The sequence below is a fragment of the Streptomyces sp. NPDC029216 genome, from assembly GCF_040648015.1.
In the GTDB taxonomy this organism is placed as follows: Bacteria; Actinomycetota; Actinomycetes; order Streptomycetales; family Streptomycetaceae; genus Streptomyces.
The window spans coordinates 88,198-113,833 of record NZ_JBEZWL010000006.1 but is presented as its reverse complement, the minus strand read 5'-3'; the positions used below and the strand labels follow the sequence as shown (position 1 = coordinate 113,833).

At 71.1% G+C, this 25,636-nt stretch carries 25 protein-coding genes; 8 read left to right on the top strand and 17 right to left on the bottom strand.

Features of this window, described 5'->3' with window-relative positions:
• Positions 1-76 precede the first annotated feature (76 nt).
• On the bottom strand, positions 77-1,783 hold the full coding sequence (locus AB0F18_RS04490) for a glycerol-3-phosphate dehydrogenase/oxidase (protein ID WP_362054918.1): 1,707 nt from the start codon (positions 1,781-1,783) through the stop codon (positions 77-79).
• A 253-nt stretch (positions 1,784-2,036) separates the two neighbouring features.
• Between AB0F18_RS04490 and AB0F18_RS04485 the strand changes: the two genes are divergently transcribed.
• A complete protein-coding gene (locus AB0F18_RS04485; protein WP_362054916.1) occupies positions 2,037-3,266 on the top strand; it encodes a nucleotide sugar dehydrogenase in 1,230 nt (409 codons plus the stop codon).
• 171 nt (positions 3,267-3,437) lie between these two features.
• Positions 3,438-3,911, top strand: a complete 474-nt coding sequence (locus AB0F18_RS04480) for a hypothetical protein (RefSeq protein WP_362054914.1) — start codon at positions 3,438-3,440, stop codon at positions 3,909-3,911.
• Between the two features lie 76 nt (positions 3,912-3,987).
• On the opposite strand, the gene AB0F18_RS04475 is transcribed toward AB0F18_RS04480, so the two are convergent.
• From AB0F18_RS04475 to AB0F18_RS04460, 4 genes are all read right to left on the bottom strand, one after another.
• The gene (locus tag AB0F18_RS04475) at positions 3,988-5,112 is read right to left on the bottom strand and encodes a GuaB3 family IMP dehydrogenase-related protein (protein WP_362054912.1); all 1,125 of its coding nucleotides are present in this window, start codon (positions 5,110-5,112) and stop codon (positions 3,988-3,990) included.
• Between the two features lie 156 nt (positions 5,113-5,268).
• On the bottom strand, positions 5,269-6,768 hold the full coding sequence (gene guaB, locus AB0F18_RS04470; protein ID WP_362054910.1) for an IMP dehydrogenase: 1,500 nt from the start codon (positions 6,766-6,768) through the stop codon (positions 5,269-5,271).
• Between the two features lie 122 nt (positions 6,769-6,890).
• On the bottom strand, positions 6,891-7,520 hold the full coding sequence (locus AB0F18_RS04465) for a sigma-70 family RNA polymerase sigma factor (protein WP_362054908.1): 630 nt from the start codon (positions 7,518-7,520) through the stop codon (positions 6,891-6,893).
• A gap of 342 nt (positions 7,521-7,862) precedes the next feature.
• Positions 7,863-8,474 carry a response regulator transcription factor gene (locus AB0F18_RS04460; protein WP_003948568.1) on the bottom strand — a complete coding sequence of 204 codons (612 nt, stop codon included), beginning with the start codon at positions 8,472-8,474 and terminating at the stop codon, positions 7,863-7,865.
• Positions 8,475-8,853: 379 nt separating this feature from the next.
• Between AB0F18_RS04460 and AB0F18_RS04455 the strand changes: the two genes are divergently transcribed.
• A complete protein-coding gene (locus AB0F18_RS04455; RefSeq protein ID WP_030298281.1) occupies positions 8,854-9,180 on the top strand; it encodes a WhiB family transcriptional regulator in 327 nt (108 codons plus the stop codon).
• 161 nt (positions 9,181-9,341) lie between these two features.
• Here AB0F18_RS04455 and AB0F18_RS04450 read toward each other — a convergent pair whose 3' ends face one another.
• Positions 9,342-10,238, bottom strand: coding sequence for a LysR family transcriptional regulator (locus AB0F18_RS04450; RefSeq protein ID WP_362054906.1), 897 nt, complete (start codon positions 10,236-10,238; stop codon positions 9,342-9,344).
• Positions 10,239-10,346: 108 nt separating this feature from the next.
• Here AB0F18_RS04450 and AB0F18_RS04445 point away from each other — a divergent pair, with 108 nt between their 5' ends.
• Entirely contained in the window at positions 10,347-11,120 is a 774-nt protein-coding gene (locus AB0F18_RS04445) for an SDR family oxidoreductase (protein ID WP_362054904.1), read from the top strand.
• A gap of 85 nt (positions 11,121-11,205) precedes the next feature.
• Entirely contained in the window at positions 11,206-11,904 is a 699-nt protein-coding gene (locus tag AB0F18_RS04440) for an ester cyclase (RefSeq protein WP_362054902.1), read from the top strand.
• Between the two features lie 99 nt (positions 11,905-12,003).
• Here AB0F18_RS04440 and groL read toward each other — a convergent pair whose 3' ends face one another.
• Entirely contained in the window at positions 12,004-13,632 is a 1,629-nt protein-coding gene (gene groL / locus AB0F18_RS04435) for a chaperonin GroEL (protein ID WP_358893479.1), read from the bottom strand.
• Between the two features lie 109 nt (positions 13,633-13,741).
• Positions 13,742-14,050 carry a co-chaperone GroES gene (gene groES, locus AB0F18_RS04430; RefSeq protein WP_030230757.1) on the bottom strand — a complete coding sequence of 103 codons (309 nt, stop codon included), beginning with the start codon at positions 14,048-14,050 and terminating at the stop codon, positions 13,742-13,744.
• A gap of 477 nt (positions 14,051-14,527) precedes the next feature.
• Between groES and AB0F18_RS04425 the strand changes: the two genes are divergently transcribed.
• The gene (locus tag AB0F18_RS04425) at positions 14,528-15,928 is read left to right on the top strand and encodes an FtsW/RodA/SpoVE family cell cycle protein (protein WP_362054900.1); all 1,401 of its coding nucleotides are present in this window, start codon (positions 14,528-14,530) and stop codon (positions 15,926-15,928) included.
• A 539-nt stretch (positions 15,929-16,467) separates the two neighbouring features.
• Here AB0F18_RS04425 and AB0F18_RS04420 read toward each other — a convergent pair.
• Positions 16,468-16,722 carry a hypothetical protein gene (locus AB0F18_RS04420; RefSeq protein WP_362054898.1) on the bottom strand — a complete coding sequence of 85 codons (255 nt, stop codon included), beginning with the start codon at positions 16,720-16,722 and terminating at the stop codon, positions 16,468-16,470.
• The gene (locus tag AB0F18_RS04415; RefSeq protein ID WP_362054896.1) at positions 16,715-16,873 is read right to left on the bottom strand and encodes a hypothetical protein; all 159 of its coding nucleotides are present in this window, start codon (positions 16,871-16,873) and stop codon (positions 16,715-16,717) included. Before AB0F18_RS04415 ends, AB0F18_RS04420 begins: the two co-directional genes overlap by 8 nt.
• 215 nt (positions 16,874-17,088) lie before the next feature.
• Here AB0F18_RS04415 and AB0F18_RS04410 point away from each other — a divergent pair, with 215 nt between their 5' ends.
• Positions 17,089-18,315, top strand: a complete 1,227-nt coding sequence (locus tag AB0F18_RS04410; protein WP_362054895.1) for a transcriptional regulator — start codon at positions 17,089-17,091, stop codon at positions 18,313-18,315.
• On the opposite strand, the gene AB0F18_RS04405 is transcribed toward AB0F18_RS04410, so the two are convergent.
• The 3 genes from AB0F18_RS04405 to AB0F18_RS04395 all read right to left on the bottom strand — a co-directional run bounded on the left by AB0F18_RS04405 (position 18,296) and on the right by AB0F18_RS04395 (position 21,450).
• Positions 18,296-18,961: an HAD family hydrolase gene (locus AB0F18_RS04405; protein ID WP_362054894.1), complete on the bottom strand. Its 666-nt coding sequence runs from the start codon at positions 18,959-18,961 to the stop codon at positions 18,296-18,298. The genes AB0F18_RS04410 and AB0F18_RS04405 overlap by 20 nt on opposite strands.
• 729 nt (positions 18,962-19,690) lie before the next feature.
• On the bottom strand, positions 19,691-20,578 hold the full coding sequence (locus AB0F18_RS04400; protein ID WP_362054892.1) for a polysaccharide deacetylase family protein: 888 nt from the start codon (positions 20,576-20,578) through the stop codon (positions 19,691-19,693).
• Entirely contained in the window at positions 20,575-21,450 is an 876-nt protein-coding gene (locus tag AB0F18_RS04395) for a polysaccharide deacetylase family protein (RefSeq protein WP_362054952.1), read from the bottom strand. The genes AB0F18_RS04400 and AB0F18_RS04395 overlap by 4 nt, the downstream gene beginning before the upstream one ends.
• Before the next feature lie 149 nt (positions 21,451-21,599).
• On the opposite strand from AB0F18_RS04395, the gene AB0F18_RS04390 reads away from it, so the two are divergent.
• On the top strand, positions 21,600-22,790 hold the full coding sequence (locus AB0F18_RS04390; RefSeq protein WP_362054950.1) for a methyltransferase domain-containing protein: 1,191 nt from the start codon (positions 21,600-21,602) through the stop codon (positions 22,788-22,790).
• Between the two features lie 84 nt (positions 22,791-22,874).
• On the opposite strand, the gene AB0F18_RS04385 is transcribed toward AB0F18_RS04390, so the two are convergent.
• Genes AB0F18_RS04385 through rimI form a run of 4 tightly spaced genes read right to left on the bottom strand, consistent with a single transcriptional unit; the run spans position 22,875 to position 25,622 of the window.
• Positions 22,875-23,549, bottom strand: a complete 675-nt coding sequence (locus tag AB0F18_RS04385; protein WP_362054890.1) for a hypothetical protein — start codon at positions 23,547-23,549, stop codon at positions 22,875-22,877.
• 57 nt (positions 23,550-23,606) lie between these two features.
• Positions 23,607-23,885 (bottom strand): hypothetical protein, encoded by a 279-nt coding sequence (locus tag AB0F18_RS04380; RefSeq protein WP_362054888.1) that lies wholly within the window; start codon positions 23,883-23,885, stop codon positions 23,607-23,609.
• Entirely contained in the window at positions 23,882-25,030 is a 1,149-nt protein-coding gene (tsaD, locus tag AB0F18_RS04375; RefSeq protein ID WP_362054886.1) for a tRNA (adenosine(37)-N6)-threonylcarbamoyltransferase complex transferase subunit TsaD, read from the bottom strand. Before tsaD ends, AB0F18_RS04380 begins: the two co-directional genes overlap by 4 nt.
• A complete protein-coding gene (gene rimI, locus AB0F18_RS04370; protein WP_362054948.1) occupies positions 25,023-25,622 on the bottom strand; it encodes a ribosomal protein S18-alanine N-acetyltransferase in 600 nt (199 codons plus the stop codon). The genes tsaD and rimI overlap by 8 nt, the downstream gene beginning before the upstream one ends.
• Between the last annotated feature and the right edge of the window lie 14 nt (positions 25,623-25,636).

Sequence of the window (25,636 nt, the reverse complement as noted above, 5' to 3'; positions counted from 1 at the left end):
CAGAAACCTCATTGTTGCTCACTCCGCATCGGACGGGAGCCCCGGGGGCAGCGGTTCCCCCTTCCGGATCGCGGAGTTACAACGGTGCGATGTCGGGCGCCCCCAGCCGGGCCGCGTCGGCCGTCTGGTCGTCCGGCTGGCGTTGCGACTCCCGCTCCGCCTGGACCCGCTTCTCGTAGTGCTCCACTTCCTTCTCGATCTGCTGCTTGTCCCACCCCAGCACCGGAGCCATCAGTTCCGCGCACTCGCGCGCCGACCGCGTCCCCCTGTCGAAGGTCTCGATCGAGATCCGCGTCCGCCGCGTCATCACGTCGTCCAGGTGCCGCGCCCCCTCGTGCGACGCGGCGTAGACGACCTCCGCCCGGAGGTAGTCCTCCGCCCCGGTCACCGGCTCGCCCAGGGACGGGTCCGCCGCGATCAGGTCGAGCAGCTCCTCCGTCAGCGATCCGTACCGGTTCAGCAGGTGTTCCACCCGCACCACGTGGAGCCCTGTCCGCGCGGCGATGCGGGCCCGGCCGTTCCACAGGGCCCGGTAGCCCTCCGCGCCGACCAGCGGCACGTCCTCCGTGACGCACTGGGCCACCCGCTGGTCCAGCCCGTGGACCGCCTCGTCGACGGCGTCCTTCGCCATGACCCGGTACGTCGTGTACTTGCCGCCGGCCACCACCACCAGCCCCGGCACCGGATGGGCCACCGTGTGCTCGCGGGAGAGCTTGCTCGTGGCGTCGGACTCGCCCGCCAGCAGGGGCCGCAGGCCCGCGTAGACCCCCTGGACGTCGTCCCGGGTCAGCGGCACCGCCAGCACCGAGTTCACGTGCTCCAGCAGGTAGTCGATGTCGGCGCTCGACGCCGCCGGGTGCGCCTTGTCCAGGTCCCAGTCCGTGTCCGTGGTGCCCACGATCCAGTGCCGCCCCCAGGGGATCACGAACAGCACCGACTTCTCGGTGCGCAGGATCAGCCCGGTGGTCGAATGGATGCGGTCCTTCGGCACCACGAGGTGGATGCCCTTCGACGCCCGTACGTGGAACTGCCCGCGCTCCCCGATCAGCGCCTGGGTGTCGTCCGTCCACACGCCGGTGGCGTTCACGACCTGCTTCGCGCGGATCTCGTACTCCCCGCCGCCCTCCCCGTCCCGCACCCGGGCCCCGACCACCCGTTCGCCCTCGCGGAGGAAGCCGGTCACCCTCGCCCGGTTGGCACAGTGCGCCCCGTACGCCGCGGCCGTCCGGACCAGCGTGGTCACGTAGCGCGCGTCGTCCATCTGGGCGTCGTAGTACTGCAGGGCGCCCACCAGGGCGTCCTTGCGCAGCGCCGGCGCGATCCGCAGCGCCCGCCTGCGCGACAGGTGCCGGTGCGTGGGCAGGCCGCGGCCATGCCCGCTGGAGACCGACATCGCGTCGTACAGGGCCACGCCCGAGCCCGCGTAGAACCGCTCCCAGACCTTGTGCTGGAGCGGGTACAGGAACGGCACCGGCTTCACCAGGTGCGGGGCGAGGCGCTCCAGCAGCAGCCCGCGCTCCTTGAGCGCCTCGCGGACGAGGGCGAAGTCGAGCATCTCCAGGTAGCGCAGGCCGCCGTGGATGAGCTTGCTGGAGCGGCTCGACGTCCCCGACGCCCAGTCCCGGGCCTCCACCAGCCCGGTGGACAGCCCCCGGGTCACCGCGTCGAGCGCGGTGCCCGCGCCGACCACCCCCGCGCCGACGACCAGCACGTCCAGTTCCCGCTCGGCCATCCGGGCGAGGGACTCCGCGCGCTGCTCGGGCCCCAGTGTCGCTGTCCTCACGGCTGCCTCCCGTTGGTGCGGGCCGAACCCGCTCGATGCGGGTGATCCCGCTCACATCTCCCGTTTCCGATTCTGACCGGCCGCACCGACATCAGCCACCGGCTGTGGACAACACAAGGATGGCCACAACCCCAGAATGCGACATATCTGTCATATATACGCCTAGTCTGACATTGCGCCAGCTCCATTCGTCCACAGGACTTGCGCGCACCGCCCCCTCATGCATGCCAGGGAAGGGAAGGGACGGCCCCCCATGCCCGCAGATCTCGCCGTCATCGGACTCGGCCACCTCGGCCTCCCCCTCGCCCAGGCGGCCGTCGCCGCCGGGATCGAGACCGTCGGCTTCGACAGCGGTCCCGCCACGGACAGCCCCCTCACCGCCGCCGAGATCCGCCGGATGTCGGCGGCCGGCTTCCGGGTCACCACCAACCCCGCGGAACTCGGCCGGGTCCGCACCGCCGTCATCTGCGCCCCCACCCAGCTCGGCGCCGACCGGGCACTCGACCTCGGCGCCGTCGGCGCGGCCGGCCGCACCCTCGCCGCCCGGTTGCGCCCGCACACCACCGTGATCCTGGAATCCGCCGCCCACCCCGGGGTCACCGAGGACTACCTGCGGCCCATCCTCGAAGAGGGCTCAGGGCTGCGCGCCGGGCGCGACTTCCACCTGGCCTACTCCCCCAGCCGCCTCGACCCCGGCAACCGCACCCACACCATCGCCAACACCCCCAAGGTCATCGGCGGCCTCACCCCCGCCTGCACCGAGTCCGCACACGCCTTCTACGCCCGCCTCACCGAGAAGGTCGTCCGGGCCCGCGGCCTGCGCGAGGCCGAGACCGTCCAGCTCCTCGAAACCAACTACCGGCACGTCAACATCGCCCTCATGAACGAGATGGCGGTCCTCTGCCACGACCTCGGCGTCGACCTGTGGGACGTCATCCGCTGCGCCGAGACCAAGCCCTACGGGTTCCAGGCCTTCCGCCCGGGCCCCGGCGTCGGCGGCCACGGCGTCCCCCTCGACCCCAACTACCTCCCCCACACCACCCGCACCCCAGGCCACCCGCTGCGCATGGTCGGCCTCGCGCAAGAGATCAACAACCGGATGCCGCAGTACGTCATCCAGCGCTGCGCCACCCTGCTGAACGAGCACGGCAAGTCCGCCCGGGGCGCCCGCGTCCTCCTCCTGGGCGTCACCTACAAGCCCGACCTCGCCGACCAGGAGGGCTCCCCGGCGGGCGAGATCGCCAGCCGCCTCCTCGACCTCGGCGCCCTGATCAGCTACCACGACCCGTACATCGCGGGCTGGCGGGTCCGCGACCAGCCCGTACCCCGCGCCGACTCCCTCTACGAGGCCGCCGCCAACGCCGACCTGACGATCCTGCTCCAGCACCACCGCACGTACGACATGCAGGGCCTGGCGGTGAAGGCCCAGCTCCTCCTCGACACCCGCGGCGCCAGCCCCCCCGGCGCGACCCACCGCCTCTGACCCCCGCGACCGGACGCCGCCCCAGGTCACGGCCCGATCCCGGTTCGATCATCCGACCGAAATCCCCTCCTGGAATGCCGTGGTCCCCTGCTAGCCTGCGGCGTCACTTATCGCGCACTTATGCCCCCGGGGCACACGTGCGTCTTCGAATCCCTGGGGGGGATTTCCCGCATGAGCCAGAACTTCCAGCCGCCCGCGCCCTCGTCCTACACCGAGGTCCCCGCCCCGGTGCCGGCCCGCGGCGGCAACGTCGCCCTGGGCGTCGTGGCCGGCGTCGTGGCCGCGCTCATCGCGGCGGCCGCGTACGGCGGCATCATGAACGCCATCGACCGCGAGGTCGGCTACGCCGCCGCCGGCGTCGGCCTGCTCGTGGGCCTGGCGGCCGGAAAGGCCGGCGGCCGCAACCCCGTCCTGCCCGGGATCGCCGCCGTGCTCTCGATCGCCGGCGTCTTCCTCGGCCAGCTGTTCTTCGTCGCGCTCGCGATGGCCAAGTACGCCGACACCGGCGTCCTCGACGTCCTCGACAAGGTCGGCGTCTCGGGCCTGGTCGACGTCTGGAAGGAGGGCATGGACTTCATGTCCTTCGTCTTCTTCGGCATCGGCGCCTTCGTCGGCTTCGGCTCCGCCAAGAAGGCCAGCGACTGAGCGGGCTCCCGCACACGCCGGAGGGCCGGCACCCCGCTCGGGGTGCCGGCCCTCCGGCGTTGCGTACGGCGACGGGTCAGCGGCGGTGCTGGGAGTCCGCGACCGTGACCTCGACCCGCTGGAACTCCTTGAGCTCGCTGTAGCCGGTCGTGGCCATCGAGCGGCGCAGGGCGCCGAAGAGGTTCATCGAACCGTCCGGGGTGTGCGACGGGCCGGTGAGGATCTCCTCGGTCGTGCCGACCGTGCCGAGGTTGACCTTCTTGCCGCGCGGCACGTCCTCGTGGACGGCCTCCATGCCCCAGTGGTGGCCCTTGCCGGGCGCGTCGGTGGCACGGGCCAGCGGGGAGCCCATCATCACGGCGTCCGCACCGCAGGCGATGGCCTTGGGCAGGTCGCCGGACCAGCCCACGCCGCCGTCGGCGATGACGTGCACGTAGCGGCCGCCGGACTCGTCCATGTAGTCGCGGCGCGCCGCGGCCACGTCCGCGACGGCGGTGGCCATCGGGACCTGGATGCCCAGCACGTTGCGCGTGGTGTGCGCGGCGCCGCCGCCGAAGCCGACGAGGACACCCGCGGCGCCGGTGCGCATCAGGTGCAGGGCCGCCGTGTAGGTGGCGCAGCCGCCGACGATGACCGGGACGTCGAGCTCGTAGATGAACTGCTTCAGGTTCAGCGGCTCGGCCGCGCCCGAGACGTGCTCGGCCGACACGGTGGTGCCGCGGATCACGAAGATGTCCACGCCCGCGTCGACGACCGCCTTGGAGAACTCGGCGGTGCGCTGCGGGGAGAGCGCGGCGGCGGTGACGACACCGGAGTCGCGCACCTCCTTGATCCGCTGACGGATCAGGTCGGCCTGGATCGGCGCGGCGTAGATCTCCTGGAGGCGGCGGGTCGCGGCGTCCTCGTCCAGCTCCGCGATCTCGTCGAGCAGCGGCTGCGGGTCCTCGTAGCGGGTCCACAGGCCTTCGAGGTTCAGCACGCCGAGGCCGCCGAGCTCGCCGATGCGGATGGCGGTCTGCGGGGAGACCACGGAGTCCATGGGGGCGGCCAGGAAGGGGAGCTCGAAGCGGTACGCGTCGATCTGCCAGGCGATCGAGACCTCCTTCGGGTCCCGCGTACGCCGGCTGGGGACGATGGCGATGTCGTCGAAGGCGTACGCCCGGCGGCCGCGCTTGCCGCGCCCGATCTCGATCTCAGTCACGTGTGGTGGCCTTTCCTCTGGGTCTGCCCGTCCAGTATCCCCGAACCCCGGGGACACGCGTCCCGGTGACCGCTGTACGGACGCACGCGCCGGTGTGCGCGGACGCGCCGGAGGGGCGGGCCCGGCCGGGCCCGCCCCTCCGGGCGGTCATCGTGTTCAGCCCTTGCGGCTGTAGTTCGGCGCTTCCACCGTCATCTGGATGTCGTGCGGGTGGCTCTCCTTGAGGCCCGCCGAGGTGATCCGGACGAACCGGCCGCGGTCCTGGAGCTCCGGCACCGTACGGCCGCCGACGTAGAACATCGACTGGCGCAGACCGCCGACGAGCTGGTGGACCACCGCGGAGAGCGGGCCGCGGTAGGGGACCTGGCCCTCGATGCCCTCGGGGATCAGCTTGTCGTCGCCGCCGACGCCCTCCTGGAAGTAGCGGTCCTTGGAGAACGACTTGCGGTCCCCGCGGGACTGCATGGCGCCGAGCGAGCCCATGCCGCGGTACGACTTGAACTGCTTGCCGTTGATGAAGAGCAGCTCGCCCGGCGACTCCTCGCAGCCCGCGAGCAGCGAGCCGAGCATCACCGTGTCGGCGCCCGCGACCAGGGCCTTGGCGATGTCGCCGGAGTACTGCAGGCCGCCGTCGCCGATGACGGGGACGCCCGCGGCCTTGGCGGCCAGCGAGGCCTCGTAGATCGCCGTGACCTGCGGGACGCCGATGCCGGCGACGACGCGGGTGGTGCAGATGGAGCCGGGGCCGACGCCGACCTTGATGCCGTCGACGCCCGAGTCGATCAGCGCCTGGGCGCCGTCGCGGGTGGCGACGTTGCCGCCGATGACGTCGACGGAGGAGTTCGACTTGATCTTCGCGACCATGTCGCCGACCAGGCGGGAGTGGCCGTGGGCGGTGTCGACGACGATGAAGTCGGCGCCCGCCTCGATCAGGGCCTGGGCGCGCTCGTACGCGTCACCGGCGACGCCGACGGCGGCGCCGACCAGCAGGCGGCCGTCCTTGTCCTTGGCGGCGTTCGGGTACTTCTCGGCCTTGACGAAGTCCTTGACCGTGATGAGGCCCTTGAGGATGCCCGCGTCGTCGACCAGCGGAAGCTTCTCGATCTTGTGGCGGCGCAGCAGCTCCATGGCGTCCACGCCGGAGATGCCGACCTTGCCCGTGACCAGCGGCATCGGGGTCATGACCTCGCGCACCTGGCGGCTGCGGTCCGACTCGAAGGCCATGTCGCGGTTGGTGACGATGCCGAGCAGCTTGCCCGCCGGGTCGGTGACCGGGACGCCGGAGATGCGGAACTTCGCGCAGAGCTCGTCGGCCTCGCGCAGCGTCGCGTCCGGGTGCACCGTGATCGGGTCGGTGACCATGCCGGACTCGGAGCGCTTCACCAGGTCGACCTGATTGGCCTGGTCGGCGATGGAGAGATTGCGGTGCAGGACACCGACGCCGCCCTGGCGGGCCATCGCGATGGCCATGCGGGACTCGGTCACCTTGTCCATGGCGGCGGACAGCAGCGGAACGTTCACGCGGACGTTGCGCGAGATGAGGGAGGAAGTGTCGATCTCGTCCGGGGCCATGTCCGACGCGCCCGGCAGCAGCAGCACGTCGTCGTAGGTCAGTCCGAGCGCGGCGAATTTGTCGGGTACTCCGTCGGCGGTCATGACACCTTCCCAAATGGTCTTGCTCAGCGCGGATGTCCATGCTAACGGGATACCGACGCGTCTCATTCCACGACCAAGGCCAAGCAGAAGATTCGTGCTTTCCTACGAGCGAAAATGCCGGCTCACTGCTCGGCGAGCGCCCGCAGCCGGCTGAGCGCGCGGTGCTGCGCGACCCGCACGGCGCCCGGGGACATGCCGAGCATCTGGCCGGTCTCCTCCGCGGTCAGCCCGACGGCCACCCGCAGGACGAGCAGCTCGCGCTGGTTCTCCGGAAGGTTCGCCAGCAGCTTCTTGGCCCAGGCGGCGTCACTGCTGAGCAGCGCCCGCTCCTCCGGGCCGAGCGAGTCGTCCGGCCGCTCCGGCATCTCGTCGGACGGCACGGCGGTGCTCCCGGGGTGCCGCATGGCGGCCCGCTGGAGGTCGGCGACCTTGTGCGCGGCGATGGCGAAGACGAACGCCTCGAAGGGGCGCCCGGTGTCCCGGTAGCGGGGCAGCGCCATCAGGACGGCGACGCACACCTCCTGCGCGAGGTCCTCCACGAAGTGACGGGCGTCACCCGGGAGCCGCGACAGCCGGGTGCGGCAGTAGCGGATGGCGAGGGGGTGCACGAAGGCCAGCAGATCGTGCGTGGCCTGTTCGTCGCCGTCGACCGCACGGCGTACGAGCGCGCTGACGGCCCCGGCGTTGCCGCCTTTGGCGGCGCCGGTGGGGCCTGCGGCCGGGGGTGACCCCAGGGCCTCGTCGTCGCGCATCAATCCATGGTGCCTTGGCGCCGGAGCGTTCGTGGCATCGCGGTCCGTGTTGTGCATCGAAGCGTTATGAGCGGGTGCGCCGGAACTCATCTTCTGCGCCCTCCCCTCCGCTCGGCCCGAATCGTCGTCCCCGAGGACTCGACCTCTCCAAGAATGCGGCACACCATCAAGGATGCGGCATCGCGCCCGAAGCGACACGTCCCCTGGATTGTGCCCCGTCAATCCCCGACGGGACACCGGTCGGGACGGGAGTTTCGCGCCCCGCCCCGGAAGGAGGGCCCGCCGCCCCGCCCGCCATCGGCGGACGGGACCGCTCCGGACGACCGGACGCCACTCCCTCGGTCAGCGGACGAGGCCCCAGCGGAAGCCGAGCGCCACGGCGTGCGCCCGGTCCGAGGCGCCGAGCTTCTTGAACAGCCGGCGGGCGTGCGTCTTGACCGTGTCCTCGGAGAGGAAGAGCTCGCGCCCGATCTCCGCGTTGGACCGGCCGTGGCTCATGCCCTCCAGCACCTGGATCTCGCGCGCGGTGAGGGTGGGCGCGGCGCCCATCTCGGCCGAGCGCAGCCGGCGCGGGGCCAGCCGCCAGGTCGGGTCGGCGAGCGCCTGGGTCACCGTGGCCCGCAGTTCGGCGCGCGAGGCGTCCTTGTGCAGGTACCCGCGGGCACCGGCGGCGACCGCGAGGGCCACGCCGTCCAGGTCCTCGGCGACCGTCAGCATGATGATGCGGGCCCCCGGGTCGGCGGACAGGAGCCGGCGGACGGTCTCGACACCGCCGAGGCCGGGCATCCGTACGTCCATCAGAATCAGGTCGGACCGGTCGGCACCCCAGCGGCGGAGGACTTCCTCGCCGTTGGCAGCCGTCGTCACACGCTCGACGCCGGGCACGGTGGCAACCGCGCGACGGAGCGCCTCTCGGGCAAGCGGGGAGTCGTCGCAGACGAGGACGGATGTCATGACCGCCCTCCGCAGCTGCTGATGCGCGTCACCTTGAGCCTCCAGGCTGGTACGTATCGTCACCTGTGCGGTCGATGCCCTCGGACACCTGTCCGGGAACTTCTGGTTTCAACCGCACTCGCTCTCTCAACGATGGTCACTCGAAAGAGTTACGGGTCGGACGGACACCTTCGGCACTCTACGTGAGGAAGCGATCACGGCGCTGGAGCCACCAGCCGCGCGTCCTCCATCTGGAGCTATGCCCTATTTGGCGGCTTTCCTTCCATTTGGCATGTGTCTGAGGCTAGATTCCCAATGAGTCATATTTACATCTACTACGACAGTAGGTGTGGAGACATGGACCGTATCCGCCTCAGTACCGGCACCAAGAGGACTACCAATGGCAGATTTCTCCCGCCTCCCCGGACCGAACGCCGACCTCTGGGACTGGCAGCTGCTGGCAGCCTGCCGCGGAGTCGACAGCTCCCTCTTCTTCCACCCGGAGGGCGAGCGGGGCGCGGCCAGGAGTGCGCGCGAGGCCTCGGCTAAAGAGGTCTGCATGCGCTGCCCGGTGCGCTCGGAATGCGCCGCGCACGCCCTCGCCGTCCGCGAGCCCTACGGGGTGTGGGGCGGCCTCACCGAGGACGAGCGCGAGGAACTGATGGGCCGCGCGCGGCACCGCCTGATCCCCGCCTCCAGCACGATCGGCCCCGTCCCGCCGCACTGACCGCCGGCCGCACGGCGTACGGAGGAACATCCGAAGAAACGCACGAAGGAACGTTTCCCCTCCGCGCCCCTCACCGCCTCCGACCCTCTTGAACCCTTTCGGATCCGCACGCGCACCGGGCGTGTCGCACCGACGCGCGTCCGCCGGGCCCGCGCGGCCGGTCAGCGGGCGGCGGCCCGCACCAGCTCCCCCAGGGTCGCCGCCACCGCCGGCACGCGCGCCAGGTCGGGCAGCGTCAGCGCCACGACCTGGCGCTCCACCGCCGGCTCCACGGCCAGGGCGCTCACGCCCTTCGCCCGTACGGACTCCACCGCCAGCTCCGGCAGCACCGCCACCCCCAGCCCCGCGCCGACCAGACCGACCACGGCCGGGTAGTCGTCGGTGGCGAAGTCGATGCGCGGCGTGAAGCCCGCCCCCTCGCACACCTCCACCAGATGGCGGCGGCAGCGCGGACAGCCCGCGATCCAGGGCTCGTCGGCCAGCTCCGCCATGCCCACTCGCCCGGCACCGGCCAGCCGGTGCCCCTCGGGCACGAGCCCGACGAGCCGGTCGGTCAGCAGCGGGGTGACGACAAGGTCCTCCCACTCGGCCCCGGCCCGGGCCCCGCCGTAGCTGAAGGCCAGCGCCAGGTCGCAGTCCCCCTCGCGCAGCATCTCCACCGAACGCGGGGGCTCCGCCTCCACCAGGGAGATACGGGTGCCCGGGTGCTCGGCGCGCATCGCCGCGAGCGCGGTCGGCACGAGCGTGGAGCTGCCGCTCGGGAAGGAGACGAGCCGCACCCGTCCCGCGCGCAGCCCCGCGATGGCCGCGACCTCCTCCTCGGCGGCGGTCAGCCCGGCCAGGATCCCGGCGGCGTGCCGCACGAGGGCCTCCCCCGCCTGGGTCAGCCGCATCTCACGCCCCGTACGGACGAGCAGCGGGGTGCCGGCCGACAGCTCCAGGGCCCTCATCTGCTGGGAGACGGCGGGCTGGGTGCAGCCCAGTTCGCGGGCGGCGGCGGAGAAGGAACCGGTCCCGGCGACAGCGCGCAGGATCCGCAGGTGGCGTGCCTCAATCACCCTCCGAGCATAAGCCCGCCTTTTGCTCGGGCGGACATATCCAGCCGACCCTTTGGGAATGGGCGGCGCAGGGGTACGGGATCAGGCGCGGGCGGCTATTTTGCGCACATGACGACTGCGTTGATCACTGGATCCACGGCGGGCATCGGCGCCGCCTTCGCCCGGCGGCTCGCCGCCCAGGGGCACAACCTCGTACTGGTGGCCCGGGACACGAAGCGGCTGGCCGAGCAGGCCACCGAGCTGCACGACCGGCACGGCATCGAGGCCGAGGTACTGGCCGCCGACCTCTCGACGGAGGAGGGCATCGCGGCCGTCGAGACCCGCCTCGGGGACCGTACGCACCCGGTGGACCTGCTGGTCAACAACGCCGGCTTCGGCAACAAGGGCCGCTACCTGGAGGTCTCCCTCGCCGACGAGCTGGCCATGCTGAAGGTGCACATCGAGGCGGTGCTGCGGCTGACCTCGGCGGCGACGGAGTCGATGCGCTCGCGAGGCCGGGGCGGGGTCGTCAACGTGGCCTCGGTCGCCGCCTTCGTCCCGCGCGGCACCTACGGCGCGAGCAAGGCCTGGGTCGTGCAGTTCACCCAGGGCGCGGCCCGGGACCTGGCCGGGTCCGGGGTGCGGTTGATGGCGCTGTGCCCGGGCTTCGTGAGGACCGAGTTCCACCAGCGGGCCGGCATGGGCACCGACAACATCCCGAACTGGATGTGGCTCGACGCCGACAAGCTGGTGGCCGCCGCGCTGGCCGACCTGGCGCGCGGGAAGACGGTGTCGATCCCGGACCCGCGGTACAAGGCGCTGATGGGCGTGGTGAAGCTGACCCCGCGCGGTCTGCTCGGCGGCGTGTCCTCCCGTACGGGGCGGAAGTACGGCCCGCAGTAGCCCCGTATGACCCATGGGTAAGCGCGGCAAAAGGGTGAAATCTCCCTAAAATGGACGTGTCTCATCCACTGCGGGAGGCGACGCGATGACATTCGTACAGGTAATCGATTACGAAACCAGGCGGTTCGACGAGATGAACGCCCTCATCGACCGCTACGCGGAACAGACCAGCGGCAGGCGCACGGTCACCCACACCATGATCGGCAGGGATCGCGAGGCGCGGAACCACTACGTGGACCTCGTCGAATTCCCCTCGTACGAGGAGGCGATGAAGAACTCTCACCTCCCGGAGACCGACCGGATGTTCCAGGAAATGGTCGCCCTGTGTGAGGGAATGCCCAAGTTCATGAACCTCGACGTGGTGCGCGACGAGTACCTCAACAAACTCGTCGTGAACCGCATGTTCGAGGAGTGCATCCTCAAGGGCGACTTCGCCGTCCTGGACGAGTGCCTGGCGATGAACTACACCGACCACGACATCATGGAGAGCGAGGGGCAGAGCGACGGCCGCGACGGCATGCAGCAGACCATCAGCATGTGGCGGGACGCCTTCGACTTCTCCTTCGAGAAGACCCGGCAGATCGCCGAAGGCGACTGCGTGACGACGCTGTGGAACTGGAAGGGCACCCAGAAGGGCGAGTTCATGGGCGTCGCCCCGACGGGCAAGGAAGTGACGATGTCGGGGTGTACGACCTTCCGCCTCGACAACGGCCAGATCGCCGAGGGCTGGTGGTACTACGACGCCCCCAGCCTGATGCGCCAGATGGGCATGCTGCCCGAGTAACCGACCCCCGGACGGCACGCAAGAGGCCCTGGTCACCCCCGCGGAGCAGCGGTGACCAGGGCCTCTCGTCCGGCTAGCGCTCAGGCGCCGGCCTCAGCCTCAGTGGCTGTGGCCGTGACCGTGGCCGTGACCGGCGTCGGCCTCTTCCTCGGCCGGCTTCTCGACGACCAGGGTCTCGGTCGTGAGCAGCAGGGAGGCGATGGACGCGGCGTTCTCCAGCGCGGAGCGGGTGACCTTGACCGGGTCGATGACGCCGGCTTTGACCAGGTCGCCGTACTCGCCGGTGGCGGCGTTGAAGCCGTTGCCCTTCTCCAGCTCCGCCACCTTCGAGGTGATGACGTAGCCCTCGAGGCCGGCGTTCTCGGCGATCCAGCGCAGCGGCTCGACGGCGGCGCGGCGGACGACCGCCACACCCGTGCCCTCGTCGCCGGTCAGGCCGAGGTTGCCCTCCAGGACCTTGACGGCGTGGACGAGCGCGGAGCCACCGCCGGAGACGATGCCCTCCTCGACCGCGGCGCGGGTCGCGGAGATGGCGTCCTCGAGACGGTGCTTCTTCTCCTTGAGCTCCACCTCGGTGGCGGCGCCGACCTTGATGACGCAGACGCCGCCGGCGAGCTTCGCCAGGCGCTCCTGCAGCTTCTCGCGGTCCCAGTCGGAGTCCGTGGACTCGATCTCGGCCTTGATCTGGTTGACGCGGCCCGCGACGTCAGCGGCGTTGCCGCCACCGTCGACGATGGTCGTGTCGTCCTTGGAGATGGTCACGCGGCGCGCGGAACCGAGGACGTCCAGACCGGCCTGGTCGAGCTTGAGGCCGACCTCCTCGGCGATGACGGTGGCACCGGTGAGGGTGGCCATGTCCTGCAGCATCGCCTTGCGGCGGTCACCGAAGCCCGGGGCCTTGACGGCGACCGCGTTGAAGGTGCCGCGGATCTTGTTGACGACGAGGGTGGAGAGCGCCTCGCCTTCGACGTCCTCGGCGATGATCAGCAGCGGCTTGGAGCCACCCGCCTGGATGACCTTCTCCAGCAGCGGCAGGAGGTCCTGGATGGAGGAGATCTTGCCCTGGTTGATCAGGATGTACGGGTCGTCGAGGACGGCCTCCATACGCTCCTGGTCGGTGACCATGTACGGGGAGAGGTAGCCCTTGTCGAAGGCCATGCCCTCGGTGAACTCCAGCTCCAGGCCGAAGGCGTTGGACTCCTCGACGGTGATGACACCGTCCTTGCCGACCTTGTCCATGGCCTCGGCGATGAGCTCGCCGACCTGCGAGTCCTGCGCGGAGAGCGCGGCCACGGCGGCGATGTCCGACTTGTCCTCGATCGGGCGGGCGGTCGCGAGGAGCTCCTCGGACACGGCCTTGACCGCGGCGTCGATGCCCTTCTTCAGGGCGGCCGGGGAGGCGCCGGCGGCGACGTTGCGCAGACCCTCGCGGACGAGCGCCTGGGCGAGCACGGTGGCGGTGGTGGTGCCGTCACCCGCGATGTCGTTGGTCTTGGTCGCCACCTCCTTCACGAGCTGCGCGCCGAGGTTCTCGTACGGGTCGTCCAGCTCGACCTCGCGGGCGATGGTGACACCGTCGTTGGTGATGGTGGGGGCGCCGAACTTCTTGTCGATGACGACGTTGCGGCCCTTGGGGCCGATCGTCACCTTGACCGTGTCGGCAAGCTTGTTGACGCCGCGCTCGAGGGCGCGACGGGCGTCCTCGTCGAACTTCAGGATCTTCGCCATGGGAGCGGTTCAGCCCTCTCGAAAACTCGGGTTTAACGAGCTGCGCCCCTCGCCGCCCGGCAATCAGCGGGGTGACCAGGGGCGCAGCTCAAAGCAATGCTTCGGTGAATTACTTCTCGACGATCGCGAGCACGTCGCGAGCCGAGAGGACGAGGTACTCCTCGCCGCTGTACTTCACCTCGGTGCCGCCGTACTTGCTGTACAGCACGATGTCGCCGACGCTGACGTCCAGCGGGAGACGCTGGCCGTCCTCGAAGCGGCCCGGGCCGACCGCGAGGACGACGCCCTCCTGGGGCTTCTCCTTCGCGGTGTCCGGGATGACCAGGCCGGAGGCCGTGGTCTGCTCGGCGTCGAGCGGCTGGACCACGATGCGGTCCTCAAGCGGCTTGATGGCAACCTTGGAGCTGGCGGTCGTCACGATCCGACCTCCCCCTTCGGAGATCCGGGGTTAACTGTCTGAGGTGGCGACCAGGTCGATCCGTCGTCGCGGGTGCCGGACCTGCCTGTCGCTGTGTTGGCACTCACCGGGGGCGAGTGCCAGGTGTGACACTATTCCGGCGATTAGCACTCGGTCAAGCGGAGTGCCAACACGAGCCGCCGGGCCAGCGCAATCCAGCCGCGGGTTCCCCCGGTTGGCGCATTCGATACGGGCCTCACGGCGCGGGCGGCCCACCTCCGCAAGGAACCATGAGGAGGACATCAACGTCATAGACGATATGAAGATAAAGCGCCTCATTGCCGAGCAGATCGGTCCCCAGACCGCCACTGCGACCCCGAGTGCACCGGGCGCCGCGTCTCCTTCCGCCTCCGCTTCCTCCCCCTCGTCAGCCGCGCCGCCCTCCCCTCCGCCGCAGCCGGCGCGGGAGCAGGACACCCTCGACGGCGGCGGCGTCCCGTGCGTGGACTGAGGCCGCTGACGGTGGCGGGTGCCCGCCGCCGGACCGAAGCACTCCTGCTGGTGTTCGTCGTCGGCATCGCCGTCTTCGGGCACGTGAGCGCGGGCCTCGCCATGAACGGCGAGCTGCCGCAGCACCTCACCAGCTTCGTGATCAGCATGACCCTGCTCTCCCTGGTGGGGCACCTGGGCATCCGCCGGTTCGCCGCGTACGCGGATCCGCTGATCTTCCCGCTCGCCATGCTGCTGACCGGGCTGGGGCTCGTACTCATCCACCGGCTCGACCAGGGGTACATCGAGCGCTACGGCTCGGACGCGAACGCCCCCGGCCAGCTGATGTGGACGGTGGTCGGGGTCGCCGCCTGCCTGCTGGTGGTGGCGCTGCTGCGGGACCACCGGCTGCTCCAGCGGTTCATCTACATCACGATGGTGGTCGCGCTGGTGCTGCTGATCGCGCCGGCGTTCTTCGGCGCGGACAAGTACGGGGCGAAGCGGTGGATCGTCCTCTTCGGGTTCTCGCTCCAGCCCGGCGAGTTCGTGAAGATCATGATCGCGGTCTTCTTCGCGGGGTACCTGGTGATCCACCGGGATTCGCTGGCGCTGACGGGCCGGAAGTTCCTGGGCATGCGGCTGCCGCCGATGCGCCAGCTGGGGCCGATCATCACCGTGTGGATCATCTCGCTGCTGGTGCTGGTCTTCGAGCGTGACCTGGGTACCTCGCTGATCTTCTTCGGGGTGTTCGTGGTGATGCTGTACGTCGCCACCGAGCGCACCAGCTGGATCGCGTGCGGCCTGGTCATGGCGGCGGGCGGCGCCTTCGTGGTCGGCTCGACCGAGCCGCACGTCAAGGCGCGCGTGGCGGCGTGGCTCAATCCGCTGTCCTACTACTGGGAGAACCGCCCGCCGGGGGTCACCTCCGACCAGTCGGCGCAGGCGCTCTTCAGCTTCGGCACGGGCGGCGTCTCGGGCACGGGGCTCGGTATGGGCCATCCCGAGCTGATCAAGTTCGCGGGGCGCAGCGACTTCATCCTGACGACGGTCGGGGAGGAGCTGGGGCTGGCCGGCGTGATGGCCGTGCTGCTGCTGTACGCCCTCCTCGTGCAGCGGGGCCTGCGGATGGCGCTGGCCGCGCGGGACCCGTTCGGCAAGCTGCTGGCGGTGGGGCTCGCGGCGGCCCTGGCGCTCCAGGTCTTCGTGGTCGCGGGCGGCGTCACGGGCCTCATCCCCCTGACCGGCAAGGCCCTGCCCTTCCTGGCGAAGGGCGGCTCGTCACTGCTGGCCAACTGGATCATGATCGCCCTCCTCCTCCGCATCAGCGACAGCGCGGAACGACAGCGGGAGGCGGACGCACGGGGGCCGGTAGAGACGACCATCACGCCGGTGGTGGCGGGGGTGCGGTAGGGGTACGGGGCCACGGCGCGGGCCGCTTTTCGCCCCCGCGAGGGGTGGGGGCCGGGCGGTGGCTGCCCACCCGCCGGCCGGGGTGCGGGTGGGGCGGTGGTCGCACGGTGCGGCGGGGGTGGGGTGCCTCCGGGTCCTGGCGGGGCGGTCTCAGGGAAGGGTTGGGGGGTTCCCGTCAGTCTCATCGTCCTTCCGCGTCGGGCCGGTCAGTCAAGAGCGCTCCTTCGTCGCGTCGCTACGCGATGTCGCTGCGCTCCACTCTTGACAGCCCGACCCGCCACGAAAAGCCGAAGACTGCCGGGAAACCCCCAAAGGAACGGGACGGACCGGAGACAGGCATGCGGCTCCCTCAGCGATGAGCCGGGCGGTCGGGGGCCGGCAGACCGGGCATCCGGCCCCATCAGCCACAATCGGGGCCACCCCACGCACCAGATCGCTACGCGCTCCTCCCGTCTCAGCGTCCGGCGGCCGTCTGGGGTTGCTACCCGCACCAAAGGCCAACCAGGACGTCTTCGGGCGCCGTCCGGCGCATCAGATCGCTACGCGCTCCCCATATCCCGGCGTCTGCGGGCGGTCTGGGGCTGGTCATAGGCGGGGTGGACGTTGGCGACGGCGGTGGTGAATTCGCGGCCGGACGCGTTCCGGATGTAGGCCAGCTCCATCCAGCGCTCGATGCCGGTGTCCGAGACGTTCTCGTTGATCACGGCCATCAGCACGCCCTCGACACCGGACGCGATGTCGCGCACGCGGCGGTGCAGGAGGCGGTGGGGGACGTACTCGTACTGCTCACTCATCGGGCGTCTTCTCCATGGAGTCGAGGAAACGCTCCCAGCCGAACCGTGCACGGTCGAGAAGTTCCTGGCTGGGCGTGGGCGCGGCCCCAGGCTGGGGCCAGGAGAAGTCCGAGACGAGTGCGTCGCGGGTGGGGATGAGGTGGTCACTCATAGGTCGTTCCTGCCGTCGTCAGCGGGCCGGATGCCTGGCGGCGGTTGCGCCGGGATGCTCAGGTTCACCCCCAGAAGGACTTGAATGAAGGACTTCCTTTGGCCTTCTGATGCCCATTTGAGGACTTCTCATGGCCCATTGGGGTGAGAAGGTGGCCTCGCAGAGGACTTGCTGAGACAGTTAGTCATCTACCCGACAGAGTGCGGAGGTTGAGCGTGGCGAGATCGCCCGGAAACATCCGGTTCAAGGCGGCTCGTGTGGCTGCCGGCTACGCGTCGCAGCAGGCGCTCGTCGAGGCCCTCGCAGAGCGGGGTGTCTCCGTCGACGTGCGCCAGGTCAGGAGGTGGGAGTCCGACACCCCTCCCTGGCCCTACGCAGGAGCGCAGCAGGCGCTGACCGAGCTGCTCGGGCAGGACATCGAGGCCCTCGGGTTCACCCCGCCGGCCGGGCACGACCGCACGCTGACGAGTCGCCGCGTGAGGATCCCGCAGATCAGGGCCGCTGTGCAGAACCCTGCCACTATGCAGCCGAGCAGCGCTGCCGCCGACTATCTTGCCGTGACACGAGCGCATCGGCGCCTGTACTGGACCGTCGCCCCGACCGTGCTCCATCCTGTGGTCAGCGCTCACGCTGTACTCGGTGAAGCGCTTCTCCCCGCCACGGCGGGGGCCACACGGCAAACCCTCGCCGCAGCACTGGCCGAGTCGTTCCTATTGGCCGGCCGGATCGAATTCTTCGACCTGCGCGAGCCCCAGCAAGCCGGTGAGACGTGGCTCCGCGCTCTCCAGGCAGCCGGCGAGGCGGACGATTCGCTCCTCGGCGCTGCGGTGCTGGCCCACATGGCCTTTGTGCCGGGCTGGGGCGGCGACCGTGACGGGGCCGTCGAACGGATGGTGATGGCACGGACCTATGCCCGCCGAGGGCCGGCCTCCGCCGAATTCCTGGCGTGGCTGGATGCCGTCGAGGCCGAGTGCGAGACCCGCTGCGGGCGGACCGGGACAGCACTGAACCTGATCGCCCACGGCGAGGGCGTCCTGGCCGATGGACCGGAGCACTCCTCGCCGGAATGGATGGACTGGTTCAGCGCGGTCCGGCTGGCCGCTTTCAAGGGAAACACTCAGCTCATCGCGGGGCATCTTCCGCAGGCCCGGGAAACCCTCCTGGGAGTGCTGGACGCGCTTCCTCCTGATGCGGACAAGCAACGCACCGTCGTACTCGCCGACCTGGCGGCGGTCGAGGCCGCGGCCGGAGCCCCGGAAGCCGCCTGCGCCTTCGCCGTCCGCGCGCTGGAGCAGTTGGAAACGCACTGGTACGCGACCGGCATGGAACGGGTACGCGAGGCGCGCCGCGCACTCGCGACATGGCAGCACAGAGAGTGCGTACGCGACCTCGATGACCGGCTGTACGGCTGGGCCGCGACCCTCAGCGCCCTGACCCGTTGAACTCGACGATTCGGTCCGGGAGTTCAAGGAGGCTCTCGACCCGGAAGGTCGGCAGCTCCAGGGCCTCGGCCGTTCCCCACTGGATGGTGGCCCACGGTCCCCGCCGGATCAGGGCGCTGCGCATGCCCGCAGCGACGGCGGGGCGCAGGTCATTGTCGACCCGGTCACCGACATAGAGGATCTCCTCCGGGGCGAAGGGCACGGCCTTCGCCACGCGGACGAAGAACTCCGGGTCGGGCTTGCTGGCCCCCCAGTCGTCCGAGGTGCCGATCAGGTCCACGTCCGAGGCGAACAGGTCCCGCAGGATCCCCCCGGCGCGAACGGTCTGATTGCCGGCGATGCCCAGCCACAGCCCATCGTCCCGCAGCCGCGCCAGCGCGGGGCGGACATCCGCGTACAGGTCACCCTCGTCGAAGTGCTCGGGCTGACCGGCAGCCGCACGTGCCTCCCGCTGCGCGTACAGGTCAAAGCCGGGCCTGAAGGCCTGGAACGTCTCGCGGTAGTCCCGCCCCTGCGCGATGACCGCGCCGAACATGGCGGCGAAGGTGTGACGCGGCACGCCGAGCCAGTCGGCCCAGGTCCCGTACTCCCGCGTCTCGTCCACCAGGCACTCGCCCACGTCGAAGACCACAGCACGAATCGTCATACGGGCAGCCTAGCCCGCGAACTCCACCTCTTTCCCGGCTACTTCACAGCACCAACCCCGGCTACGCCGTCGCGGGCATCCGCCTGCTGCGCTGGGAAGCGTCCGGCCCACCTGGCACCCGCAGCGCGTTCGGTGCGGATATCAGCCCCGGACGGGCCGCAGACGCCGGGATATGGGGAGCGCGTAGCGATCTGATGCGCCGGACGGAGCCCGAAGACGTCCTGGTTGGCCTTTGGTGCGGGTAGCAACCCCAGACGGCCGCCGGACGCTGAGACGGGAGGAGCGCGTAGCGATCTGATGCGTAGGGTGGCCCCGATTGTGGCTGATTGGGGCCGGATGCCCGGTCTGCCGGCCCCCGGCCGCCCGGCTCATCGCTGAGGGAGCCGCATGCCTGTCTCCGGTCCGTCCCGTTCCTTTGGGGGGTTCCCGGCAGTCTTCGGCTTTTCGTGGCGGGTCGGGCTGTCAAGAGTGGAGCGCAGCGACATCGCGTAGCGACGCGACGAAGGAGCGCTCTTGACTGACCGGCCCGACGCGGAAGGACGATGAGACTGACGGGAAACCCCCAACCCTTCCCTGAGACCGCCCCGCCAGGACACCGCCATCCCCCACCCCCGCCGCACCGTGCAGCCACCGCCCCGCCCCCCACCCCCGGCCGGCGGGTGGGCAGCCACCGCCCGGCCCCCACCCCTCGCGGGGGCGAAAAGCGGCCCGCGCCGTGGCCCCGTACCCCTACAGGTAGTCCTCCAGGAGGGCGATCTTGTAGCCCTGTTCCTGGATGTGCTGGAGCATGCGCGTGACCATGTGGATCTCCGTCGCGCCCTTGAGTTCCGACGGGCCGCGGAAGTGGGCCAGGATGATGTCGCCGGGCTTGAGGGCCGAGCCCTCGGCGTACTGGAAGTCGTTTATCTGCATCGACGCCCGCCACAGCACGACCGTGCCGATGCCGCATTCGGAGGCGGCCTTCAGGGTGTCGTCGTTGTAGTTGCCGAACGGCGGGCGGAAGAGGACCGGGCGCTTCCCGAAGCGCTTCTCCAGGCGCTCCTGCTGCCCGCATATCTCCTTCTTCTGCGCCGCGAACGCCAGCGTGCGCATGTTGGGGTGCGTCAGGGTGTGGTTGTTTATCGTGCTGCCGGAGCCGTTGTCGCGGAGCTTCTCGAAGTAGCCGTAGTCCGACGAAGCCACGTTGTCCGTCAGGAACATGCTGATCGGCAGCTTCAGGTCGGCCGCCATCTTCAGGAACTCGGGGTCCTTCTCCGCGCCGTCGTCGAAGGTCAGGAAGACGACCTTCTCGTTCGGCGCCACGGGTATTCGGTCCAGCACCACCGGCTTGCCCGGGCCGCCCGGCTTGGGGAGTTGGGGCTTCTGCGCCGGCTTCGGGGCGTACTGCAGCGGGGCGGTCAGCCCCCACTTGCGGTACGCCTCGTCCCCCGGGGTGCCCGCCTGTGCGGAGGCGGCCGCGGAGGCCGGGGCGGAGGGGGAGACCGACGGGCTCCCCGACTGCCCGGCCTTGCGGCCCAGCCTCTCGATGGGATCCACGCTGTTCCCGCATCCCGACAGGGACAGCGCGAGCGCGCCGGCCGTCAGCGTCCCGGCTACCAGCCGGCGCGCGTACTTCACAGGTAATCCTCCAGGCGGGCCACGGCGTACCCCTTGTCCGTGACGGTCTTCATGACATGACGGATCATGTCAGGCATGGTGCCCTTCCAGTCCTCTCGGCCCCGGAAGTGCGTGAGGATGATGTCTCCGGGGTGCAGGTCCCTGTCCCATTCACGGTAGTCCATCCGGTTCGGGAAGGCCTCCGCGTTCCACAGGGGAACCGCCTTGATGCCGCAGGACTTCGCGGCGCGCAGCGTGTCCTGGTTGTAGTTGCCGTACGGGGGCCGGAAGAGCGCGGGCCGCTTGCCGAACTGCTTCTGGATGGTGTCCTGCTGCCCGCAGATCTCCTCGCGCTGCTGCTCGTAGTTGAGACCGGGCATGTAGCGGTGGTTGAGGGTGTGGTTGTTCAGGGTGACGCCGGCGGCCTGCATCTCCTTGAAGTACGGGTAGTTGTCGCGCACGAGGTAGTCGCTGAGGAACGCCGTGTACGGGATCTTCAGCTCCTGCATCATCCTGATGAACTCGGGGTCCTTCTCGGCCCCGTCGTCGACGGTCAGGAAGACGACCTTGTCCTCGGTCGGAATGGTGGTGAAGACCGGGGGCAGCTCGTCCTGGCCCTCGACCTCGAAGCCGTCCCGGGTGGTGATCTCCGGCTTCACCTTGGGTGCGGCGGGGGCCATGAGCGGGGGCTTGGCCAGGTGCCACTTCTGGGCCATGGCGACGCGTGCCTGCTGGGCGGCCTTGAGCTTCTCGGCGGAGTTGGCGAGTGCGCCCGCCGCGCCGGGGCCGGCCTCGGCGGCGGCCTGGCCCGGCTTGCCCTTGACCGGCGTACCCGGGTCCGCGGCGCCGCACCCCGTGCCCAGGGCGGCGACCAGCAGCGCGGCCGCGGCCACCCCGTACCGGCCGCGCGGACGTGCCGCGGACCGGTGACCAAACTGCGTGGGATTTCCCTTTTGTCGTACAAGCTGCATGGCGCGGATCCTTGCACCACACGGCCCGGCTCCCCGGTCGACACCACGGCCGCAGTCCCCCCTTCCACCGACTGGCCGACAATGGAACCGTGACTCCCGAAGACTTCGCCGCGCTCCTCACCCCCGAGGGCCGCGCGCTCCTCGACTCGCTCCGCGACTACGACCCCGCCCAGGAGCTGGCCGTGGCCACCCGGCTGCGCCGCGAGCACCCCGCCGGGCTGGTGTCGGCCGCGCTGGGGCAGGCCCGGCTGAGGCAGCGGGCGGTGGCGAAATTCGGCGCCGAGGACGCGTTCCGGATGTTCTTCACCCCCGGCGGCGGGGAGATGGCCACCCGCGCGTCGGTGGCCGCGTACCGGGCCGACCGCCTCGCCGAGCTGGGCGTACGCAGCGTCGCGGACCTGTGCTGCGGGATCGGCGGGGACGCGCTGGCCCTGGCGCGGCGCGGGATCCGGGTGCTGGCGGTGGACCTCGACCCGCTGACGGTGGCCGTCGCGCGGGCCAACGCCGAGGCGCTCGGGCTGGCGGACCTGATCGAGGTCCGGGAGGCGGACGTGACGACGGTCGACGTCTCCTCGTACGACGCCGTCTTCATCGACCCGGCGCGGCGCGGCGGGCGCGGGCGGATCTTCGACCCGGAGTCGTACTCACCGCCGCTGTCGTGGGCGGTGGAGGCGGCGCGGGCGGCGAAGTACGCGGCCATCAAGATCGCGCCCGGGATCCCGCACGAGGCGGTGCCGGCGGAGGCCGAGGCGGAGTGGATCTCGGACCACGGAGACGTGAAGGAGGCCGTGCTGTGGTTCGGCACCGCCCCCGGAACGGTACGGGCCACCCTGCTGCCGGGGCCCGTCGGGCTGCGCACCGCCGAGCCGCTGCCGGACCCGGAGGCGGGGCCGGTGGGGCGCTGGCTGTACGAGCCGGACGGAGCGGTGATCCGTGCGCACCTGGTCGCGGAGGTGGCGGGGCAGCTGGGCGGGCGGCTGATCGATCCGACGATCGCGTACATCACGGCCGACGAGCTCCGGCCCACTCCGTATGCGACGGCCTACGAGATCACGGACGTGCTGCCGTTCGGGCTGAAGAAGCTGAAGGCGCTGCTGCGGGAGCGGGAGGTGGGGGTGCTGACGGTGAAGAAGCGGGGGTCGGCCATCGAGCCGGAGGAGCTGCGGCGGAAGGTGAAGCCGTCGGGGCCGAATTCCGCGACGGTGTTCCTGACGCGGGTTGCCGGGGGGCCGGCGATGCTGATCGGCTCCCCGGTGGCCTAGGTTCCCCGGGGCTCCGCCCCGGACCCCGCGCCTCAAGCGCCGGCGGGGCTGGATGTGGCTGCCCCGGTGCCACGCCGTTGCGGCTCAGATGCCCGCGAGGCTGGATTTCACCCTGCGCGAGGGGGCCGGTGTCGCCGCGCCGCGCCGGGGCGTGCGCGCCCGGAGGGACCAGCTGTAGTGGGTTGCCGCCTTCGCCAGGCCCAGGAGGGCCGTGATCCACAGGATCAGGCCGAGGCCCATCAGGTACGTGAGCCGGCCGACCGTGTCCGGGCCCGGGTGGGCGCCCGCCGCCGGGGCGAAGGCCGTCCAGAGGCCGAGGGTGCCCAGGGCCAGCGAGGCCACCAGCCACACCAGGCTCCGGCCCGGTGCGCGCAGCCCCGCGTCCGTGTCGGGGTCCCGGCCCGCGACGACCCAGGCGCACAGCAGCCGGTGCACCCGGCGCTCCTGCCGGGCGCCCCGTACGAAGCCGTACCCGGCGCGCACCAGCACCGTCAGCCCCATCACGGCGAAGACGGCCCCGAACAGGCGGTCCAGCCCCTCGCCGGAGCGGAAGGTCATCACGGCCACGGCGACGAAGGTCCAGCCGGCCGCGAAGGCCGCCGCCACCACCCAGAGCAGCGCCAGCCGCCCCAGGCCCAGGCTGCGGCGGCTCAGGTCCGCGAGGAAGCGCGCGCGGTCGGCCCGTACGACGCTCTCGTCCAGCCACTCGCGCAGGTGCGCGGCGGGCGGCGGGGGCGGCAGGTCACGGCGGCTAGGCATGCGCACGACCCTAGCGGCGCCCCGTAGAGCTTCACCGCAGCGCTCCTCGACCCTCGCTCAGCCGCCGTGCGTGACCTCGACGGACTCGAACCGCCAGCGGTGCACCGCCCGGGTGATCAGGTCCGCCGACGGCTCCGGCAGCTCGGGCAGCTCCGCCGACGGGCCGCCCTGCGGGACCTCCCACCAGGTGATCACGAGGACCCGGTCCTGCGCGGCCCGCAGCACCTCGCGGCGCACCGGCTCGCGGGCCAGGACCTGCGCCCGGGCCCACTCCAGCAGCTCGTTCCCCCGGCCCTCGACGGCCCGGGCCTCCCACATCAGCGCGACGGTGCTCATGAGTAGAGGTTGTCCTTGCTGAGCTCGTGCACGTGGTCGTGGGAGTGGGAGTGCGCGTGGGAGTGGCCGCCATCGCCGTGGTCGTGGTCGTGGTCCTGGGACGTGCCCGGGACGTGGGGGTCCGTCACCGGGAGGGAGGAGTCCGCCGACAGGTCCCAGTCCGAGGCCGGGCGGTTGCGCTTGACCATCTCCGCGCCCAGCGCGGCGACCATCGCACCGTTGTCGGTGCACAGCTTGGGCCGCGGCACGCGCAGGATGATCCCCGCGTCGTCGCACCGCTCCTGCGCCAGCGCGCGCAGCCGCGAGTTGGCCGCCACGCCGCCGCCGATCATCAGGTGGTCCACGCCCTCGTCCTTGCACGCGCGGATCGCCTTGCGCGTCAGCACGTCCACCACGGCCTCCTGGAAGGACGCCGCCACGTCGCGCACCGGCACCTCCTCGCCCGCGTTCCGCTTCGCCTCGATCCAGCGGGCCACCGCCGTCTTGAGACCGGAGAAGGAGAAGTCGTACGCCGGGTCGCGCGACCCGGTCAGTCCGCGCGGGAAGTTGATGGCCTTCGGGTCGCCCTCCTTGGCCAGCCGGTCGATGACCGGGCCGCCGGGGAAGCCGAGCTGGAGCACGCGGGCGATCTTGTCGAAGGCCTCGCCGGCCGCGTCGTCGATGGTCGCGCCGAGCGGGCGTACGTCGCTGGTGATGTCCGGGGCCAGCAGCAGCGAGGAGTGCCCGCCGGAGACCAGCAGGGCCATGGTCGGCTCGGGCAGCGGGCCGTGCTCCAGCTGGTCGACGCAGATGTGCGAGGCGAGGTGGTTGACCCCGTAGAGCGGCTTGCCGAGCGCGTACGCGTACGCCTTGGCCGCCGAGACGCCGACGAGCAGCGCGCCCGCGAGGCCGGGGCCGGCGGTGACGGCGATGCCGTCGAGGTCGCGGGCGCTGACGCCGGCCTCCTTCAGGGCGCGGTCGATGGTCGGGACCATCGCCTCCAGGTGCGCCCGGGAGGCGACCTCGGGCACGACGCCGCCGAAGCGGGCGTGCTCGTCGACGCTGGAGGCGACCGCGTCGGCCAGCAGGGTGGTGCCGCGGACGATGCCGACGCCGGTCTCGTCGCAGGAGGTCTCGATGCCGAGGACGAGCGGTTCGTCAGCCATGGGTCTCACTGCTCTCAGGGTGTTCGGGGGTCTCAGGGGTCGAGGTGGCGGGGCCGGCCGGTGCATCCAGGGCGTCCGGGGCGTCCGGGGCGTCCGGTGCCTCGGGGCCGGCGGCCGTCCGCGCCGGGTCCGTCAGGCGCATCACCAGCGCGTCGACGTTCCCCGGCTGGTAGTAGCCCCGCCGGAAGCCGACCGGCTCGAAGCCGAAGCGCTCGTAGAGCCGCTGGGCGCGGGTGTTGTCCACCCGGACCTCCAGCAGCACCTCCGCGCACTCGAAGGCGGTCGCGGCGCGCAGCAGCTCGGTGAGCAGCCGGGCGCCGAGTCCGGTGCCCCACTGGTCCTTGGCCGCCGCGATGGTCTGTACGTCGCCCAGGTCGCCCGCCGCCGCCAGGCCCGCGTAGCCGACCAGACGGCCGGCGGCGCCCGCGGCGGAGCCGCTGTCAGGAGCGAGTTCGGCGACGACGTAGCGGCGGGTGGCCCGCGGGCCGCGCGCGTGGGCGAGTTCGGACCAGAACATCCCGGCCGACCAGGCGTCCTCGGGGAAGAGCTCGTGCTCCAGTTCCAGCACCGGTGCGATGTCCCACCAGCGCATCTCGCGGAGCACTG